Origin of the sequence: Streptomyces genisteinicus, from assembly GCF_014489615.1 — a bacterium.
GTDB lineage: Bacteria > Actinomycetota > Actinomycetes > Streptomycetales > Streptomycetaceae > Streptomyces > Streptomyces genisteinicus.
On the sequence record NZ_CP060825.1, the window covers coordinates 828368 to 847057 of the forward strand.

The window sequence follows — 18690 nt, forward strand, 5'->3', positions numbered from 1 at the left end:
CATGGGAATGAGTGACAGCAGCCTCCGTCTGGTGTGGGTCTACCCCGACCTGCTCAGCACCTACGGCGACCAGGGCAACGCCCTCGTCGTGGAGCGCCGCGCGCGGCAGCGCGGGCTCGACGTGATGCGGATCGACGTGCGCAGCGACCAGCCGGTGCCGACCTCCGGCGACATCTACCTGATCGGCGGCGGCGAGGACCGGCCGCAGCGGCTCGCGGCGGAGCGGCTGCGCCGCGACGGCGGGCTGAGCCGTGCGGCGTCGAACGGCGCGATCATCTTCTCGGTGTGCGCCGGGTACCAGATCCTCGGCCACGAGTTCATCAACGACCTCGGCGAGCGGGAGCCGGGCCTCGGGCTGATCGACGTGATCTCCACCCGCGGCGAGGGCGAGCGCTGCGTGGGCGACGTGCTCGCGGACATCGACCCGCAGTTCGGCCTGCCGCAGCTCACCGGCTTCGAGAACCACCAGGGCATCACCCACCTCGGCCCGACCGCGCGCCCGTTCGCGCGGACGGTGATCGGGCGGGGCAACGGGACCGGCGACGGCACCGAAGGCGCCTACAACGACACGGTGTTCGGGACGTACATGCACGGTCCCGTGATGGCCCGCAACCCGCAGATCGCGGACCTGCTGCTGAAGCTGGCCCTCGACGTGAACGCCCTGCCGCCGACCGACGACCGCTGGTACGAGGCGCTGCGCGCGGAGCGGATCGCCTCGGCGACCCAGCCGGTCTGACCCGTCCGGCCCTCCCCCGGGCCGCCTCGGCACCCTCCTCGGACACCGCCCACGGGCGGTGTCCGAGGTGCGTCCGGGGCTTGTTCCGGAGCCCAGACGAGAGGCCTCCCCGCTCAGCCGAGCACCCATATCCGCGGCCCCTCGCTCACCTGAGCGAGGGGCCGTTTCGCCGGTCCCACCAGGCGGACGCCGGTTTAGGAACGGGCCCCGAGCGCCGGTAGGGTGACAGGGATCCAACCGGACGACGTGGTCCGGGAGTCGGCCCACGTAGTAAAGGTTTCCGGGCTATGCGCATTGGTGTGCTCACCTCCGGCGGCGACTGCCCCGGTCTGAACGCCGTCATCCGTTCCGTCGTGCACCGTGCCGTCGTCGACCACGGCGACGAGGTCATCGGGTTCCACGACGGCTGGAAGGGCCTCCTGGAGTGCGACTACCGCAAGCTCGACCTCGACGCGGTGTCCGGCATCCTGGCGCGCGGCGGCACGATCCTCGGATCCTCGCGGGTGCAGCCCGCCCACCTGGTCGACGGCGTCGAGCGGGCCAGGGGGCACGTGGCCGACCTCGGCCTCGACGCGATCATCCCGATCGGCGGCGAGGGCACCCTCAAGGCCGCGACCCTGCTGTCCGACGCGGGCCTGCCCATCGTCGGCGTGCCGAAGACGATCGACAACGACATCGCGTCGACGGACGTCACCTTCGGCTTCGACACGGCCGTCGGTGTCGCCACCGAGGCGCTCGACCGCCTGAAGACCACCGCCGAGTCCCACCAGCGGGTGCTGATCGTCGAGGTCATGGGCCGTCACACCGGCTGGATCGCGCTGCACTCGGGCATGGCCGCGGGCGCCCACGCGATCGTCGTGCCGGAGCGGCCGTTCGACATAGAGGAACTGACCGCCCGGGTCGGCGAGCGCTTCTCCAAGGGGAAGAAGTTCGCCATCGTGGTCGTCGCCGAGGGCGCCAAGCCCCGTGAGGGCTCGATGCAGTGGGACGAGGGCGGCAAGGACATCTACGGCCACGAGCGCTTCGCCGGCGTGGCCCGGCAGCTGTCCATCGAGCTGGAGCACCGGCTCGGCAAGGAGGCCCGCCCGGTCATCCTCGGCCATGTGCAGCGCGGCGGTACGCCGACCGCCTACGACCGGGTGCTGGCGACCCGCTTCGGCTGGCACGCCGTCGAGGCCGTGCACCGGGGCGAGTTCGGCATGCTCACCGCGCTGCGGGGCACCGACATCACCATGGTGCCGCTGGCCGAGGCCACCCAGACGCTGAAGACGGTCCCGGCCGACCGCTACGCCGAGGCGGAGTGCGTGCTCTGACCCGGGCAGCCGTCCGACGATGTGCCCCCGGCCGCGAGAGCGGCCGGGGGCACATCTAGTCTGGTCCGGACAACAGGCACGAATCGGGTTCCCCGGGAGTACGCAGATGGACCACAGCGGGCACGGCATGACCATGGATCTGCCGCCGTTCACGCTGGGACGGGGGCTGGCCTTCTCGCCCGACCCCTACTTCCTCGCCGGCTGCCTGCTGGCGCTCGGGCTGTACGCGTGGGGTGTCGTGCGGCTCCGCCGGCGCGGCGACGCCTGGCCGGTGAGCCGGACCGTGCTGTTCACCGCCGGTGTGCTGAGCGTGGCGCTGGTGACCTGCACCGGGCTGAACGACTACGGCATGGTCATGTTCAGCGTGCACATGGTCCAGCACATGGTGATCAGCATGCTCTCCCCGATCGTGCTGCTGCTGGGCGCCCCGATCACCCTCGCGCTGCGGGCTCTGCCGGTCGCGGGCCGCGGCCGCACCGGGCCGCGCGAGCTGCTCCTGAAGCTGCTGCACAGCCGCTACATGCGCGTCGTCACGCACCCCGTGTTCACCATCCCGCTCTTCATCGCGAGCCTGTACGGGCTGTACTTCACGCCGCTGTTCGACTTCCTGATGGGCTCGAAGCCGGGGCACGTCGCGATGATGCTCCACTTCCTCGCCGTCGGCCTGGTCTTCTTCTGGCCGATCATGGGCGTGGACCCGGGACCGCACCGGCCCGGGTACGTGATGCGGATGCTGGAGCTCTTCGCCGGCATGCCGTTCCACGCCTTCTTCGGCATCGCGCTGATGATGGCGAGCGAGCCGATGGTGCAGTCCTACGCGAACCCGCCCGCGTCGCTGGGCATCGACGCCCTCTCCGACCAGAACGCGGCCGGCGGCATCGCCTGGGCGTTCAGCGAGATCCCCTCGGTGCTGGTGCTCATCGCGCTCGTCTTCCAGTGGTACCGCTCCGAGCAGCGGGTCGCCAAGCGCCGCGACCGCGCCGCCGACCGGGACGGGGACAAGGAGCTGGAGGCGTACAACGCGTACCTCGCCTCGCTCCAGGCGCGCGGCGGCCGCTGACGCCGGCGGCCCGGGAAGCGCCGGGGACGCCCGGGGAGCAGCGCCGGGGACCTCCGGGGAGTAGCGCCGGGGACCTTCGGGGGGCGACCATGGTTCCGACGGTTCCCGCCGTCGGAGGAGGGCGCAGATGTCCAGTTCCACGAAGACGATGGGAGTGCTGACCGTCGGGGCCCTGGTGCTCGTGACGGCCTACACCGCGGCACTCGGCAGCAACGGATGGCTGTGGTTCGGCTGGGTCGTGCTCGGCCTGGCGACGATCGGCGTGGTGTCCTCGCGCCGCACGTGAGCGCGGCGGTCCCGCCCGCCCGCGGCGGGACCACAAACGCGGCGCGCGGTCAGAAGCGGAACAGCGCGCCGGTGGCCGTCGACAGCTCGCAGGCGTTGGCGAAGGTCTTGTGCCAGGCGGTCGGCCTGCCGCGCCACGCGCCGGTGGCACTCACCGTCACCGGGTCGTACTGCTTCGTGCACGGATGCGGGTCGCCCGGCAGCCGGTCCAGGTCGCCACGGGCCTCGTCGAGGGCCCCGCAGGCGCCGGCGGCGTCCGGGTGCGGGCCGCTGGGCTGCGGGCTGCAGTGCAGCAGGACCCCGCGGATCCAGGAGTTCTCCGCACCGGACACCGTCAGGAACAGGCCCCGGGGCGGGGCCGGCTTGTCGGCCGCGGAGACGGCGGATGCGGCGGCGGTGTCCGGTGCGGGCGACGCCGCGGCCGCCGGGACGGCGGCGGCGACGGCGAGGAGTGCCACTGCGGCGAGGGCTGCGGTGCGGTGCATCCGGTGCTCCTGGCAGGGAAGCCGGCTCACGGCCGGGACGAGGGGGCGGATCTGATCCGTGGGCGGGGCCCGGCGGACAAGGAACCGCCACCGCCCGGCGCGGCGCAACACGCCGCGCCGGGCGGTGGTGCGGACGGGTGCGCGGGATGGCCCGTACGGCCGCCCGTCTCCCTCCCCCGCGGCTCAGACGCCCGCGGCCGCCCGCCGGACCGGCTGCGGGTGGACGCAGTGCCAGCGGTGCTCCTCCTCCCCCGCCGTCGCCGCGGGAAAGGCCGTGCCGCAGGCGTCGTCGGCCTTCCAGCAGCGGGTGCGGAACGGGCACCCGGCGGGCGGCTCGGTCGCCGACGGGACGGGGCCGTGGAGCACGATGCGCTCCGACGCGTGGAGCAGGCTCGGCGTCGCCGACAGCAGCGCCTCGGTGTACGGGTGCCGGGGGCTGTCCGCCACCCGGTCCGCCGGGCCCTCCTCCACGACGCGCCCCAGGTAGAGGACGGCGAGCCGGTCGGCGAGATGGCGCACGGTCTGGATGTCGTGCGAGATGAAGACCATGCCGAGGCCGAGCCGCTCCCTGAGGTCGACCAGGAGGTTGAGCACCTGCGCCCGGACGGACACGTCGAGGGCGCTGGTGGGCTCGTCGGCGACGATCAGCTCCGGTTCGAGGGCGAGGGCACGGGCGATGGCGACGCGCTGGCGCTGGCCGCCGGAGAGACCGCCCGGCAGGGCGCCGAGGGTGTGGTCGGGCAGCCCGACCAGGTCGAGCAGTTCCTCGACCCGTGCCTCCCGCTCCCGCCCGGTGCCGCGCCCGTGCACGTCGAGCGGGTCGCGCAGGATGCGGCGGACGGTGAGGCGGGGGTTGAGGGCGGTGGACGGGTCCTGGAAGACGACGCCGACCGAGGAGCCGAAGTCGCGGCGGCGTTCGGCGCCCGGCATGTCCCACAGGTCGCGGCCGCGGAAGCGGACGCTGCCCTCGGTGGGCCGCTGGAGACCGGTGAGCACCCGGGCGAGCGTGGACTTGCCGCAGCCCGACTCGCCGACCAGGCCGACGATCTCGCCCTTGCGGACCTCCAGGGAGGCGTCGGTGAGGGCGTGGACGCTGTCCCGGCGGAACAGGCCGCCGCTGCGGGCCTTGTGGCGGACGTGGACGTGGTCGAGCGTGATCACAGGGCGCTCCTTTCCATCAGGGCCGCCTGCGCCGGGTGGTGGCAGGCGAAGCCGTGGTCGTCCGTGCCGTCGTGCGCGGCGAGCACGGGGGCGGTCTCCCGGCAGAGGCCGGTGGCCGCGGCGCACCGCGAGGCGAACCGGCAGCCGTCGCCGAAGTTCCGGGGAGCCGGGACGACGCCGCGGATCTGGTGCAGTCGCGCCGCGCCGGCCTCCAGCGAGACGACGGAGCCGAGCAGACCCCGGCTGTAGTGGTGGGCGGGGCCGGTGAGCAGGGACCGGGTGGCGCCGACCTCGGCGACCTGGCCCGCGTACATGACGGCCACCCGGTGGGCCAGGTCGCCGACGAGCGCGAGGTCGTGGGAGACGAGCACCATCGCGAAGCCGAGTTCGTCGCGCAGCCGCACCAGCAGTTCCACGACCTGCGCCTGGACGGTGACGTCGAGGGCGGTGGTCGGCTCGTCGGCGATCAGCAGACGGGGGCTGCGGGAGAGCGCCATGGCGATGAGGACGCGCTGGCGCTGGCCGCCGGAGAGTTCGTGCGGGTAGCTGCGGAGCGTGCGCTGCGGCGACAGGCCGACCAGTTCCAGGAGTTCGGCGGGCGTGCGGGTGCCGCCGCGGGCGGTCAGCTGCTTCAGCTGGGTGCCGATGAGGACGGACGGGTTCAGCGAGGACATGGCGTCCTGGTAGACCATGGCGATCTCGGGGCCCATCAGCGCCCGGCGTTCCCGCTCCGGCAGGTCGAGCAGGTTCCTGCCGCGGTACAGGATCTCGCCGCTCACCTCCGCGTTGCGGGCGAGCAGGCCCATCACGGCGAGACTGGTGATCGACTTTCCGCAGCCCGACTCGCCGACCAGGCCCAGGGTCTCGCCCTCGTGGACGGTGAAGGAGATGCCGTCGACGACGCGGACGTCGCCGTAGCGGTCGGGGAAGCGGATGGCGAGGTCGCGGACGGTGAGGAGTTCGGCGGCGCCGGGGGCGAGGGGGCGGACCGGCGGCTCGGTGGCGTGGACGCGTCCGGCCAGGACGGCGAGCGCGGCGTCGATGCCGTCCGGACCGGGGGTCGCGCTGGAGGCGGGGGGCTGCTCGGAGCCGGCGGACCCGGCGGCCTCGGCGGAGTCGGCGGAGTCGGCGGAGTCGGCGGAGTCGGCGGAGTCGGCGGCCTCCCGGGCGCCGGACCCGGCGGGGGCGGGGACGACGGCCGCAGCGGGGGCGGCCGCGAGGGCGCCGGCGCCGGGCGCCGCCGCCGGGCCCCGGTCGGGCGCCGCGGACGCGTCGGTCATGCCCTCGGAGAGGATGTTCAGCGCCAGCACGGTGACGAGCAGGCACAGTCCGGGGAAGAAGGTGGCCCACCAGCCGCCGGCGAGCAGGATCTGCCGGCCGTAGGCGAGCACGCTGCCCCAGCTGGGGTCGGGGTCCTGGACGCCCGCTCCGATGAACGACAGGCTCGCCTCGAAGATGATCGCGTCCGCGACCATCACGGTGGCGAACACCATGACCGGCGCGGCGCAGTTGACGGCGACGTGGCGGACGACGATGTGGGCGCGGCGGGCGCCGACGACCTTCTCGGCCGCCACGTAGTCCTCGCCGTACTGGGCCATGACGTTGGCACGGACGACGCGGGCGAGCGACGGTGTGTAGACGAAGGCGATGGTGAAGATGATGACCGGGACGCTGGTGCCGAACACGGCGACCAGGACGGCGGCGAGCGCGATCGGCGGGAACGACATGACGACGTCGAGGGTCCTCATCACCGACTCGTCGGCGAACCTGCGCGAGGTGGCGGCGATCGAGCCGAGCACCGCGCCGACGAGGAGGGCCAGGCCGGTGGCGCCGAGGCCGATGACGAGGGAGTAGCGCGCGCCGTGGACCACGCGGGCGAAGACGTCGCGGCCGGCCCGGTCGGTGCCGAACCAGTGCTCGGCGCCGGGTGGTTGGACGGGGGTGCCGGTGGCGAGCGGGTCCTGGGTGAGGAGCGGGGCGAACACGGCGCCGAGGACGACCGCCGCCAGGATCGCGGCGGCGACCCGTGAGGTGAGCGGCAGCTTCCGGAAGACGGTTCCGGGGCGGGAGAGGGTGCTGGCGAGCCTGCCGGGAGTGAACATCTCACACCGTCCTGATGCGCGGGTTGACCAGCAGGTAGAGCAGGTCGACGATGACGTTGACGACGAGGAACGCGACGGCGATGAAGAGCACCGTGCCCTGGACCAGGGCGACGTCCCCGCCGGTGACGCCTTCGAGGATCAGCTTGCCCATGCCGGGCAGGTCGAAGATGGCCTCGATGACGACGGCGCCGCTGAGCATGTAGCCGACCTTGATGCCGAGTACGGTCAGCGGGGTGACCAGGGCGTTGCGCAGCACGGAGCGGATCACCAGGGAGGGCGGCAGGCCGTTGCCGCGGGCGGTCCGGACGTAGTCCCGGTCGAGTTCGGCCACCATCGAGGTGCGTACGAGGCGGGCGAGGGACGCGGCCACGGGGACGGCGAGGGACACGGCCGGCAGGGTCATGGTCTTCAGGAAGCCGGTGAGGGACTCGGCCGGGTTCACGTAGCCGCCGGTCGGGAAGAGCGGGGTGTTGAGCGCGAACTGCTGGATGAGCAGCACTCCGAGCCAGAAGGACGGGATCGCCACACCGGCCATCGACAGCACGCGGAACACCTGGTCCGGCCAGCGGTCGCGGTACACGGCGCCGGTGACGCCGAGGACCACGGCCAGGACCACGGCGAGGGCGAGGCCCATCAGGGTCAGCTGGAGCGTCAGCGGGAAGGCGGCCGCGATGCGGTCGGCGACGGGCTGGCTGGGCGGCACGGTGACGCCGAGGTCGCCGCGCAGGAGTTGGCCGATGAAGTCGACGTAGCGCAGGGGCAGCGGGTCGTCGAGCCCGTGCTCAGCGGCGAAGGCGGCACGCGCCTCGGGGGTCGCGCTCTCGCCGAGCGCGTTGTAGGCCGGGTCCACCGGCGAGAACTGGAGCACCACGAAGACCAGCAGCGCGATGCCGAGGATCATCACCGGCATCATCGCGATACGGCGCAGCGCGAGCCGGAGGAAAGCAACCATCGTCGGGTTCCTAGGAGTCGAGGGGTCCGGCCGGCCCCCGCGCGGGGAAGCGCACGCCCGTCCGGGCGGGGCGGGGCGGGCCGGGGCCGGGGGCCCGCCTCGTCGGGAGGGGGCCGGTCCGGGGGCGGACGCGGTCGTGCGGGACCGGTGAGGGCGCGGTCCGGGCACGGCCGGACCGCGCCCGGTCAGGCGCGGCCGACGTCGACGAAGGACAGGCCGGTCGTCGGCAGGGGCTTGAAGCCCGTGAGCGCCGAACCGTCCCACGCCGTGGGCAGCTTGCGGTGCAGGATCGGGTAGAGGGGGGCCTCGTCGGCGAGCAGGTCGCCGGCCTGCGCCCAGATCTCCTTGCGGCCGGCCTCGTCGGCGGTGCCCGCGGCCCTGTCGAGCAGCGACTTGACCTGCTTGTACCCGTCGGATGCGCTCCAGGCGTAGCGCTTCTCGGCCCAGAAGCCGTAGTAGAACCAGCGCATCAGCAGGTCGGCGTCGTTGCCGAAGACGGACGGGTCGCCGGGGGCGACGAGGACCTCGAAGTCGCCGGCGTCCACCTTGGCGTACTGGGCGGGTGACTGGGCGATGTTCAGCTTGACGTCGATGCCCGCGGCCGCCCAGCTCTCCTGGAGCAGCGGGGCGATGTCCTTGACCCAGCCGGTGTCCGTGGTGAGGACGGTGAACGAGAGCTTGCCGACACCGGCCTCGGCGAGCAGCGCCTTGGCCTTGGCGACGTCGTGGGTGTAGGCCGTGGCGGCCTGGTGGTAGTCCGGGTGGGTGCGGGGGAAGTAGCCGGTGGCGGCCTCGGCGTTGCCCACCAGCGCGGTCTCGATGATCTTCTCGGTGTCGAGCGCGTAGTGCAGGGCCTGGCGGACGCGCTTGTCGGCGAAACGCTCGTCCTTGCAGTTGAACATCAGGAAGAGCAGTCCGAAGGACTGGACGGACTCGACCTTCTTGTCCCCGGTGAAGCCCTTGATGTCGATGTAGGGCACGTCCTCGATGGCCTGGACGCGGCCGGACTGCATGGCGCTGACGCGGGCGGAGGGGTCGGACATCAGGCGCCAGACCATCTTCTTCGCCTTGGCGGGGCGGGGTCCGTTGTAGGCGTCGAAGGCCTCGAAGACGATCTTGTCCTCGCGGGTGGCCTCGACGAAGCGCCAGGGGCCGGAGCCGACCGGCTTGGCGTCGAAGGCCTTCGCGTCGGCGCCGGCGATCTTCTTCGGGACGATGCGGACGACGGATATGCGCGAGGGGAAGAGCGCGAAGGGGTAGGTGAGCTTGAACTCGACCGTGCTCGCGTCGACCGCGGTGACCTTGTCGACGAACGGCACGAACTGGGCCATCAGCGAGGCGTTCTCCGGGTCGAGGACGCGCTCGAAGCTGAAGACGACGTCCTCCGCGGTGACCGGCGAACCGTCGTGGAAGGTGGCGCCCTTGCGCAGGGTGGCGCGGTAGGTGGTGGCGTTGATCTTCTGCGGCATCGCGGTGGCCAGCGCGGGGCGGGCGACCAGGGTGGCCGGGTCGAGGTCGACGAGGCCCTCGAAGATGTGCATGTTGGCGGCGTAGGGGGTGGCGCCCGAGGTGATCATCGGGTCGAAGCCCGTGGAGAGGGCGTAGGAGAGGCCCGCTTCGATGGTGCCGGACGAACCGCCCGATGCGGCGCCGCCGCCACCGGTCGAGGCCGGTCCGCCGCAGGCCGACAGGCCCGCGGTGATCGCCGTCGCCACACCGATGGCACTGGTGTATCGCAGAAAGGTGCGGCGCTCGACGCCGGCTGGTCTCCGGTCGGACACGGGTCCTCCAGGCTGGGTGGTGAGTATCGGGAGAGGCTGGTGCAGGATCGGGCAGGTCGGCGTCCGTGCCCGGCGGTCACATCCGACCGCATCATCAGACGTCAGATGTCCGATGCCTTGATAGCGTTGGAACGTAGCTTGACAAGCGAGAGGGGTCAAGAGGTGGGGAGTCCAGTCATGTCGGGATCGCGCCCGGGACGGCAGCTGCTGCGGCAGGAGGTCGTCGACGGCATCAAGCGGTACATCCTGGAGAACAAGCTGCGCCCGGGAGACCCGCTGCCCACCGAGCCCGCCCTCTGCGAGGCCCTCGGCGCCAGCCGCTCCAGCGTCCGCGAGGCGGTCAAGATCCTCAACGCCCTGGACATCGTGGAGGTGCGCCACGGCCACGGCACCTACGTGGGACGGCTGAGCCTCTCCGCGCTGGTCGAGAGCCTGACCTTCCGCGGACTGCTCAGCCCGGACGACGACTTCCAGGTCCTCTCCGACCTCGTCGACCTGCGCGAGCTCTTCGAGTGCGGCATGGCCGAGAGCATCGTCGGCTCACTGACCGCCGAGCAGCTCGACGGCCTCGACGCGGCGGTCCGGCGGATGGGGGAGATCGGCGCCGGCGACGGCAAGGGCTTCGTCGAGAGCGACCGGGCCTTCCACGCCCTGCTGGTCGCGCCCCTGGGCAACGCGCTCATCGGGCAGCTCTCCGTCGCGTTCTGGGACGTCTACACGATCGTCGCACCCCATCTCGACGGCTTCACCCACGCCGACGAGGCCGCGACCGTCGAGGCGCACCGGCGCATCGCCGAGGCGGCGAGGGCCGGCGACACGGCCGCCTTCACCGCCGCGCTCCGTGAGCACTACGCCCCCGTCAGGCGGCGCCTGACGGAGGCGCGTTCCCGCCCCGCCTGAACCGCGCGACCGGGCCGAAGACGGCGCGGGCACCCTTGACGGCCGCCGCGGGCGGTCTCTAGGGTCCCGTGCAGCGACAGGACATCTGACGTCTGTCGTCTCATGACATGACTTCCTCGTCGCCCCGGGGGCACCTCCATGCCGTTGACGGACCTGTCTCTCGCCGAATGCCTGGCCCTGAGCCCTGCCCTGCCGGAACCAGCGGACCTCGACGCCTTCTGGGCGAAGACCCTGGCGGCGAGCCCCCCGGCGGAGCCCGATTTCCGGCTCGTGGACACCGGGCTGCCGCAGGTGACGACCTATGACGTCACCTTCGCCGGTCACGGCGGAGATCCTGTGCGCGGCTGGCTGCGGCTGCCGGCCGGTGCCCGGCAACCGCTCGGCTGCGTCGTCGAGTTCCTCGGCTACGGCCGGGGACGCGGCCTCGCGCACGAGCAGTTGCTGTGGTCCGCCGCCGGGTACGCCCATCTGCTCATGGACACCCGGGGCCAGGGCTGGTCGGCCGCGCCGGGCGACACACCGGACGCGGGAGCGGTGGGCGGCTCCGTCCCCGGCTTCCTGACCCGCGGCGCCGGCGGGCCCGCGGAGCACTACTACGTGCGGCTGATCACGGACGCCGTCCGCGCCGTCGACGCCGCCCGGGCCCACCCCGCCGTCGACCCGGGGCGGGTCGTCGTCACCGGGATCAGCCAGGGCGGCGGGCTGGCCCTCGCCGTCGCCGCCCTCGTCCCGGGGCTCGCGGGCGCCATGCCCGACGTCCCGTTCCTCTGCGACATCCGCCGCGGCTCCGTGATCGCGGCCCGGCCGCCCTACACCGAGGTGGCGGAGTACCTGCGCCTCCACCGGGACGACGCGGGAGCCCTGCTGGACACCCTCTCCTACGTGGACGCCGCCGTGCTCGCCCCGCGCGCCACCGCCCCCTCGCTCTTCTCGATCGCCATGATGGACGACATCTGCCCGCCGTCCACGTGCTTCGCCGCCTACCACCGCTACGGCGGCCCCAAGGACGTACGCGTCTACGAGTACAACGGCCACGAGGGCGGCGGAGCCCACCACCAGCGGGTGCAACTCGACTGGCTGCGCTCCCTCCTGGCCTCCTGAGCCACCCCTTCCGCCGGGCCGCGGGCTCCCGCCGTCGCCCCGCGCACCCCGGCTCTCCCCCGACCACCCGCATGCCGTTCCCCTCCCCTACCCCCGGAAAGAGGACTTGCCCATGCAGCGCAGAGTGTGTCTGGCCCTGTTGTCCGCCACGATGGTGGCCCTGAGCACGACCGGCGTCGCCCACGGCGCCGCGCAGCCCGCCGCAGGTCAGCTGTACTCCCAGGACCTCGCCACCCAGGGCGCGGGCTCGCCGTACTACCGCATCCCGGCCCTCACCAAGACCGGCGCGGGCACCCTGCTGGCCGCCTACGACGCCCGCCCCACCCTCGGCGACCTGCCCGGCAACCTCTCCGTCGTGGTGCGCCGCAGCACCGACGACGGCGTCACCTGGCAGGAGCAGCAGGTGATCCGCAAGGAGGCGGCGCCCAAGGGCTTCGGCGACCCGAGCCTGCTCGTCGACCGGGAGACGGGGCGGGTCTTCGTCTTCTACGCCGCCTCCGTCAACCAGGGGTTCTTCGGGTCGGCGACAGGCAACGACGAGTCCGATCCGAACGTCCTCCAGGCCGACTACAGCTACTCGGACGACGACGGCCTCACCTGGAAGCACGAGCGCATCACCGCGGAGATCAAGAACCCCGCCTGGGCCGGTATGTTCGCCGCATCGGGCGAGGGCATCCAGCTCCGGCACGGCACCTACAAGGGCCGGCTCATCCAGCAGTACGCGATCCGGAACAACGGCGCCAACTACGCGGTGAGCGCCTACAGCGACGACCACGGGGCGACCTGGCGGATGGGCACCCCGGTGGGTCCGGGCGGCGACGAGAACAAGACCGTCGAGCTGTCCGACGGCCGGATCATGCTCAACAACCGCTCGGCGCCGTACCGCACGGTGGCCTACTCCTCCGACGGCGGCGTCACGTACACCCCGTTCCAGCAGGACACCGAGCTCCCCGACCCGGCGAACAACGGCTCCGTGACGCGCTTCGCCCCGGGCGTCGCGGCGACCCACCCGCGGGCGAAGTGGCTGATGTTCTCCAACACCGCCACCACGAACAGCCGCAGCAACCTGACGGTGCGGCTCTCCTGCGACAACGGCGCCAACTGGCCGGTGCGCAAGACGGTCGCCGCCGGCTCCTCGGCGTACTCGACCCTGACGCCCCTCACCGACGGGACCCCCGCCAACCCGCGCGTCGGGCTGCTGTGGGAGCGGGACGACTACCGGCACATCACCTACTCGTCGTTCGACCTCCAGTGGCTCGGTGGCGTGTGCGCGCCCGTCACGGTGACCCCGCCCGCGGGGCTGAAGCCGGGCACGACGACGGAGGTGACGGTGCGCGTGGTGAGCCAGAACGACGTGCTGCTGCCGTCCGGATCGGTGTCGCTGAACCTGCCGGCGGGGTGGAGCGCGCCGCAGGTGACGGTGCCCGCACTCAACCCGGGGCAGGGCGCCAACATGAGGATCCCGGTGACCGTGCCGGCGAACGCCGCAGCGGGCAAGGTCGCGACAACGGCGACCTACCTGGTGCGCGGCTGGCAGCGCTCCTACGGCGAGGGCGGCCTGACGGTCACCGCCCCGTAGGCACGGCGGCCCCGGGACCGCGGCCCGGCCGGTGGACACGACGTCCCGGCCGGGCCGCGCCCGTGCCCGCGGGTGTCAGCGGCCGGACGGGGCCAGCCGGGCGCGCAGGTCGTCGAAGTGGGTGCTCATGGCGAGGACCGCCCGGGCGCCGTCCCGGGCCGCGATCGCCTCGACGATCTCGCGGTGGTGGGCGCAGGTCTCCCCCGGGTCGGCGTGGCCGTCGCCGAGGTCGCCGCGGACCTGCTCCATGGCGGCCCAGAAGGCGTCGAGCACTTCGCTCAGCAGGTGGTTCTCCAGCGAGCGGTAGAGCGCGAGATGGAAGGCCCGGTCCGTGCCGCGGTCGATGCCGCCCGTCTTCGCCTCCCGGTCCATGGTGTCGACGATGGCGCGGAGCACGTCCAGGTCCTCCTGCGGGGCGCAGGCGACCACGCTGTCGATCAGCCCGGTCTCCAGCGCCTCGCGCACCCGCATCAGTTCGTAGAGCCCGGGCTCGCCGTTCGAGTGCCGGACGGCGGCGCGGAAGGCCAGTCCGCCGACGAACGGCGCGAGCGAGAGCGAGCCGACGAAGGTGCCCGATCCCCGCCGGATCTCCACGACGTGCAGCGCCTGGAGGGCCTTCAGCGCCTCGCGCACCGTCACCCGGCTGACGTCGAACAGCTCCATCAGCTCCGATTCGGTGGGCAGGGGGCTGCCCGGCCCGAGGCGGCGGTCGACGATCAGGGCCCTGATCCGGGCCTGGACGTCCTCGGTCACCGTGCTGCGCGCCACTGACGGGCTCCTCTCGCCGACGGGGTCGGGTACCGATGCGCCACGCCCCCTTGACCGCGGACGCGGGTGTCGGCCTACAGTGACAGCCGACGTAGGACATCTTACGTCTCACCTCAGGTATGGCGTCCATACCCGGATCCACTGGAGATACGTCCCATGGCACTGACCGCACCCCTCCGCGGTGTCGTCCCGCCCGTCTGCACCCCCCTGACCCCGGCCGGCGAGGTGGACACCGCCTCCCTGACGGCTCTGGTGCGCCATCTCCTCGACGGCGGCGTGCACGGACTCTTCGCCCTCGGTTCGAGCAGCGAGGTCGTCTACCTCACCGACGAACAGCGCGCCACGGCGCTGGAGGTCGTGGTGAACGCGGCCGACGGCAGGGTCCCGGTCCTCGCCGGCGTCATCGACACCACCACCCCCCGCGTCCTGGAGCACACCCGCACCGCCCGCTCGATCGGCGCCGACGCGGTGGTGGCGACCGCCCCCTTCTACACCCGCACCCACGAGAAGGAGATCGCCCGCCACTTCCGGACCGTCCGCGCCGAGGGCGGGCTGCCGCTCTTCGCCTACGACCTGCCGGTCTCGGTGCACTCCAAGCTCTCCGGCGCGCTCGTGCGGGAGCTGGCCGTGGACGGCACGCTCGCCGGCCTGAAGGACAGCAGCGGCGACGAGGGCGGGCTGCGCCGGCTGATCGTGGCGCTCGGCGGCGCGGCGGGCCGCGCGTCGGGACCGGCCCCCGGGTTCTCCGTGCTCACCGGGTCGGAGCTGACCGTGGACGCGGCGCTGCTGGCGGGCGCCGACGGCGTGGTCCCCGGACTCGGCAACGTGGACCCGGCGGGGTACGTCCGCCTCTACGACGCCGCCGTGGCCGGCGACTGGAAGGCGGCGACCGCGGAACAGGAGCGCCTGGTCGAGCTGTTCGGCCTGGTCGACGCGGGCCCCGCCGACGAGATGAGCCGCAACGCCTCCGCCATCGGCGCCTTCAAGCACGCCCTGCGCCTGCTCGGCGTCGTCGAGCACGGTACGACCGGCATGCCGCAGATCCAGCTGGGCGCGGAGGCGATCGCCGTGGTCTCGCAGCGCCTGCGCGCCGCCGGTCTCACCCCGGTCCGATGACCGGCCGCGGACACCCGCCGGGCGCCGCGCCGGGCGGCGGACTCCCGGCGGGGGCGGTCACCGGCCCCGGACTCCCGGCAGCCGTCCCGGGCCCGGCAGCAGCCCACGGCCCCGCAGGCACCGTCACCGGCCGCGGACACCCGTCGGCCACCGTCACCGACCGCGGGCACCCCGCAGGCGCGGCGCCGGGCGGCGGACTCCCGGCGGGCCCCGTCGTCGCCCTCGACCTCGGCGGGACCAAGATCGCCGCCGCGCTGGTCGCCGCGGACGGGCGGATCGCCGCACGCCTCACCCGGCCGACACCGGCACGTTCCGGCGCCGACGCCGTGCTCGACGCCCTCGCCGACGCGGCCCGCGCGGTCTCCGCCGGCGCGAAGCCCGTCGCGGTGGGCGTCGCGTCCGCCGGTGTCATCGACCCGTGGACCGGCACGGTGACCAGCGCCACGGACTCGCTCACGGGGTGGGCCGGCACGGCCCTCGGACCGGGGCTCGCGAACCGGACCGGCCTGCCGGTGGCGTGCGACAACGACGTGCGGGCCGCGGCCGGACCCGAGCTGGCCTCGATGGGCCCCGGCGCGTCGCTGCTGTTCGCGGCGATCGGGACCGGGGTCGGGGGCGCCGTCGCCGCGGGCGGGCGGATGCTCCACGGCGCGGCCGGCATCGCCGGACATCTCGGACACCTGCCGAGCCCCGAGGCCGGGGACCTGCCCTGCACCTGCGGCGGGACGGGCCACCTGGAGGTCATCGCCTCCGGCCCGGCCGTCACCGCGCTGTACGAGCGGCTGTCCGGACGCCGGGCCGAGCGCCTGGAGTCCGTCGCCGCGCTCGCCGCCGGAGGCGACGCCCACGCCGTCCGCGCGATCACCACGGGCGCGGCCGCGGCGGGCCGGGTGCTCGGCGGCCTCGCCAACGCCATCGGCCCCGACCGGGTCGTGGTCGGCGGCGGGGTCCCCGGCATCGGCCCCCTCTACCGGGACGCCCTGGACGCGGCGTTCGCCGCGGAACTGATGCCGCCGCTGCTCGGGCTGCGCCCCGCACCGCCGGCCTTCGGCCACGACGCGGCCGTGACCGGCGCCGCCGCGCTGCCCCGCACCCTGCCCCTCCACCACCCCGGAGCACTCCGATGACCTCGCCGTCCCACCGGTTCAACGACGCCGTCGCGGGCCGTCTGATCGTGTCCTGCCAGGCACCCGAAGGCGACCCGATGCGCCACACCGGGACCCTGGTGCGCCTGGCCCTCGCCGCCGAGGCGGGCGGCGCGGCCGCCGTCCGCGCCAACGCGCCGGAGGTCGTCGCGGCCGTCGCCGCGGCCACGCCGCTGCCGGTCGTCGGCCTGTGGAAGGACGGCGACACCGGCGTCTACATCACGCCGACCGTCCGCCACGCCCTCGCCGTCGCCGGGGCCGGCGCGGCAGTGGTGGCGGCCGACGCCACCGACCGCCCCCGCCCCGACGGCAGCGTCTTCGCCGACCTGGTGCGGGCCGTGCACGAGGCGGGGGCCCTCGTCATGGCCGACGTCTCCACCCTCGAGGAAGGAGTGCGGGCGGCCCGGGAGGGCGCCGACCTGGTCTCCACCACCCTGTCCGGCTACGTGCCCGGCTCCCCCGCCCAGGACGGCCCCGACCTCGGCCTCGTCGAACGCCTGGCCGCCGCGATCGGCGTCCCCGTCGTCGCCGAGGGCCGCATCGCCACCCCGGCCGACGCCGCCGCGGCCCTCGCCCGGGGCGCCCACAGCGTGGTCGTGGGCACCGCCATCACCGCTCCCACGGCGCTGACCAGGGCCTTCAGCAGGGCCCTGGTCACGCCGTAACGTACTGCCCGCGATCCGGCCCACGGTTAGCCGGTCCCGCACACTGGAGTCACCGTGCACAAGAATGCTCACCCCGCCGGCCGCGCTCTGCCGTGGTACCGCGAGATCACCCCCACCCAATGGAAGTCGTTCACCGCCGCGTGGATCGGCTACGTCCTCGACGGCTTCGACTTCGTGCTCATCACCCTCGTGCTGACCGAGATCAGCGACGAGTTCGGCCTGAGCACGGTGCAGGCGGCATGCCTGGTGTCCGGCGCGTTCATCACCCGATGGCTCGGCGGCGCCGTGCTCGGCGCGATCGGCGACCGCTACGGCCGCAAGCTGTCGATGGTGCTCAGCATCCTCCTCTACTCGCTGGGCACCTTCGCCTGCGGTTTCGCCTGGGACTACACCAGCCTCTTCGTCGCCCGGCTCGCCATCGGCATGGGCATGGCCGGGGAGTACAGCGCCAGCGCCACCTATGTGATGGAGAGCTGGCCCGCGAGGGTGCGCAGCCGTGCCAGCGGCTTCCTGATCTCCGGCTTCTCCATCGGCTCGGTGCTCGCGGCCCAGGTCTACAACTGGGTGGTCCCGGCGCTCGGCTGGCGCTGGATGTTCTACATCGGCCTCGTGCCGATCGCCATCGCCCTGTGGATGCGGCGCGCGCTGCCCGAGGCCGCCGAGTGGAGCGAGGCCGTCGAGGAGAAGGGCGCCCGCCCCAACCCGTTCCGTCCGCTGTTCCTGACCCCCGTGCGGTCGGCGGTCAACGTCGGCCTCGCCGCGGTGGCGTCCGTCGCCCTGTTCGCCGTGTTCACCCCGCTCGGCGCCGGCGCGGTCCCGTTGCTGTCGGTGCTGGCCGGTCTCTGCCTCGCCGCCTTCGCGGTGCAGCTCGGCGGCCGGCGCAGCTGGGTGCTCTACCTGGCGATGATCGTGACCATCTTCTTCGCCTTCCTCTACTCGTGGCCGATCCAGGCCCTGCTGCCGACGTACCTGAAGACGGAGCTCGGCTACACGACGGACCAGGTCACCGACGTCCTGTACTTCGCCGGCTTCGGCACCATGGTGGGCTGCTGGGCGGCGGGCTTCCTCGGCGACCGGATCGGCGCGCGGAAGGCGTACGCCGTGACCCTGCTCGCCTCCCTCGCGTTCGTCTTCCCGGTCTTCGCCGTCCGGGACAACCTGCTCCTCCTCGGGGCGCTGCTCTTCGTGCTCCAGGCCACCAGCTTCGGCATCTCGGGGCTGCTCCCCCGCTGGATCGGCGGCCACTTCCCGACCGAGAGCCGCGGCGCCGCACTGGGCTTCACCTACAACGTGGGCGCGCTGGGCGGGGCGGTCGCCCCGGTGCTCGGAGCGCATCTCGCGGCGGGCATGGATCTCGGCCGGGCGCTCGCGGTGCTCACCTTCGCGGGCACGGTGATCGTGGTCGTCCTCGTCGGCTTCGACGTGCCGGGCCGGCTCAACCGGCTGACCGACCCGGACGGCCCGTCGGACCACCTGGCGGGGACGGCGCCCGCCACCACGGCACCGGCGGTTCCGGCGCCCCGTGCCTGACCCCGGCGCCC

The 18690-nt window shown here is 73.5% G+C and carries 17 protein-coding genes; 11 read left to right on the forward strand and 6 right to left on the reverse strand.

The genetic code is table 11. From position 1 onward, the window contains the following. Nucleotides 1-7: 7 nt before the first annotated feature. The 4 genes from IAG43_RS03590 to IAG43_RS03605 all read left to right on the forward strand — a co-directional run bounded on the left by IAG43_RS03590 (nt 8) and on the right by IAG43_RS03605 (nt 3395). A complete protein-coding gene (locus tag IAG43_RS03590; protein ID WP_187739299.1) occupies nt 8-736 on the forward strand; it encodes a type 1 glutamine amidotransferase in 729 nt (242 codons plus the stop codon). A 287-nt stretch (nt 737-1023) separates the two neighbouring features. After that, nucleotides 1024-2049, forward strand: coding sequence for a 6-phosphofructokinase (locus IAG43_RS03595; RefSeq protein ID WP_187739300.1), 1026 nt, complete (start codon nt 1024-1026; stop codon nt 2047-2049). A gap of 106 nt (nt 2050-2155) precedes the next feature. Then, nucleotides 2156-3109 carry a cytochrome c oxidase assembly protein gene (locus IAG43_RS03600; RefSeq protein ID WP_187739301.1) on the forward strand — a complete coding sequence of 318 codons (954 nt, stop codon included), beginning with the start codon at nt 2156-2158 and terminating at the stop codon, nt 3107-3109. A 127-nt stretch (nt 3110-3236) separates the two neighbouring features. Next, nucleotides 3237-3395: a hypothetical protein gene (locus IAG43_RS03605; protein WP_187739302.1), complete on the forward strand. Its 159-nt coding sequence runs from the start codon at nt 3237-3239 to the stop codon at nt 3393-3395. Nucleotides 3396-3444: 49 nt separating this feature from the next. Here IAG43_RS03605 and IAG43_RS03610 read toward each other — a convergent pair whose 3' ends face one another. The 5 genes from IAG43_RS03610 to IAG43_RS03630 form a co-directional block, all read right to left on the reverse strand. After that, a complete protein-coding gene (locus tag IAG43_RS03610; RefSeq protein WP_187739303.1) occupies nt 3445-3879 on the reverse strand; it encodes an SSI family serine proteinase inhibitor in 435 nt (144 codons plus the stop codon). Nucleotides 3880-4062: 183 nt separating this feature from the next. Continuing rightward, nucleotides 4063-5040 (reverse strand): oligopeptide/dipeptide ABC transporter ATP-binding protein, encoded by a 978-nt coding sequence (locus IAG43_RS03615; protein WP_187739304.1) that lies wholly within the window; start codon nt 5038-5040, stop codon nt 4063-4065. Further along, nucleotides 5037-7142 carry a dipeptide/oligopeptide/nickel ABC transporter permease/ATP-binding protein gene (locus IAG43_RS34340; protein WP_187739305.1) on the reverse strand — a complete coding sequence of 702 codons (2106 nt, stop codon included), beginning with the start codon at nt 7140-7142 and terminating at the stop codon, nt 5037-5039. The genes IAG43_RS03615 and IAG43_RS34340 overlap by 4 nt, the downstream gene beginning before the upstream one ends. Nucleotide 7143: 1 nt before the next feature. Beyond that, entirely contained in the window at nt 7144-8094 is a 951-nt protein-coding gene (locus IAG43_RS03625) for an ABC transporter permease (protein WP_187739306.1), read from the reverse strand. A gap of 185 nt (nt 8095-8279) precedes the next feature. Beyond that, nucleotides 8280-9875 carry an ABC transporter substrate-binding protein gene (locus tag IAG43_RS03630; protein WP_187739307.1) on the reverse strand — a complete coding sequence of 532 codons (1596 nt, stop codon included), beginning with the start codon at nt 9873-9875 and terminating at the stop codon, nt 8280-8282. 177 nt (nt 9876-10052) lie between these two features. On the opposite strand from IAG43_RS03630, the gene IAG43_RS03635 reads away from it, so the two are divergent. The 3 genes from IAG43_RS03635 to IAG43_RS03645 all read left to right on the forward strand — a co-directional run bounded on the left by IAG43_RS03635 (nt 10053) and on the right by IAG43_RS03645 (nt 13455). Continuing rightward, nucleotides 10053-10775, forward strand: a complete 723-nt coding sequence (locus IAG43_RS03635; RefSeq protein WP_187739308.1) for a FadR/GntR family transcriptional regulator — start codon at nt 10053-10055, stop codon at nt 10773-10775. 138 nt (nt 10776-10913) lie between these two features. Then, nucleotides 10914-11876: an acetylxylan esterase gene (locus IAG43_RS03640; protein WP_187739309.1), complete on the forward strand. Its 963-nt coding sequence runs from the start codon at nt 10914-10916 to the stop codon at nt 11874-11876. Nucleotides 11877-11988: 112 nt separating this feature from the next. After that, entirely contained in the window at nt 11989-13455 is a 1467-nt protein-coding gene (locus tag IAG43_RS03645; protein ID WP_187739310.1) for an exo-alpha-sialidase, read from the forward strand. 75 nt (nt 13456-13530) lie between these two features. Here the strand turns inward: IAG43_RS03645 and IAG43_RS03650 are convergent, their stop codons facing one another. Next, nucleotides 13531-14223 carry a FadR/GntR family transcriptional regulator gene (locus tag IAG43_RS03650; RefSeq protein WP_187739311.1) on the reverse strand — a complete coding sequence of 231 codons (693 nt, stop codon included), beginning with the start codon at nt 14221-14223 and terminating at the stop codon, nt 13531-13533. Between the two features lie 156 nt (nt 14224-14379). On the opposite strand from IAG43_RS03650, the gene IAG43_RS03655 reads away from it, so the two are divergent. Genes IAG43_RS03655 through IAG43_RS03670 form a run of 4 tightly spaced genes read left to right on the forward strand, consistent with a single transcriptional unit; the run spans nt 14380 to nt 18679 of the window. Beyond that, the gene (locus IAG43_RS03655; RefSeq protein WP_187739312.1) at nt 14380-15339 is read left to right on the forward strand and encodes a dihydrodipicolinate synthase family protein; all 960 of its coding nucleotides are present in this window, start codon (nt 14380-14382) and stop codon (nt 15337-15339) included. Continuing rightward, on the forward strand, nt 15336-16466 hold the full coding sequence (locus IAG43_RS03660; protein ID WP_187739313.1) for an ROK family protein: 1131 nt from the start codon (nt 15336-15338) through the stop codon (nt 16464-16466). The genes IAG43_RS03655 and IAG43_RS03660 overlap by 4 nt, the downstream gene beginning before the upstream one ends. Further along, complete coding sequence (locus tag IAG43_RS03665; RefSeq protein WP_187739314.1) at nt 16463-17149, forward strand: N-acetylmannosamine-6-phosphate 2-epimerase; 687 nt, start codon at nt 16463-16465, stop codon at nt 17147-17149. Before IAG43_RS03660 ends, IAG43_RS03665 begins: the two co-directional genes overlap by 4 nt. 54 nt (nt 17150-17203) lie before the next feature. Next, entirely contained in the window at nt 17204-18679 is a 1476-nt protein-coding gene (locus tag IAG43_RS03670) for a sialate:H+ symport family MFS transporter (RefSeq protein WP_187739315.1), read from the forward strand. Nucleotides 18680-18690 lie beyond the last annotated feature (11 nt).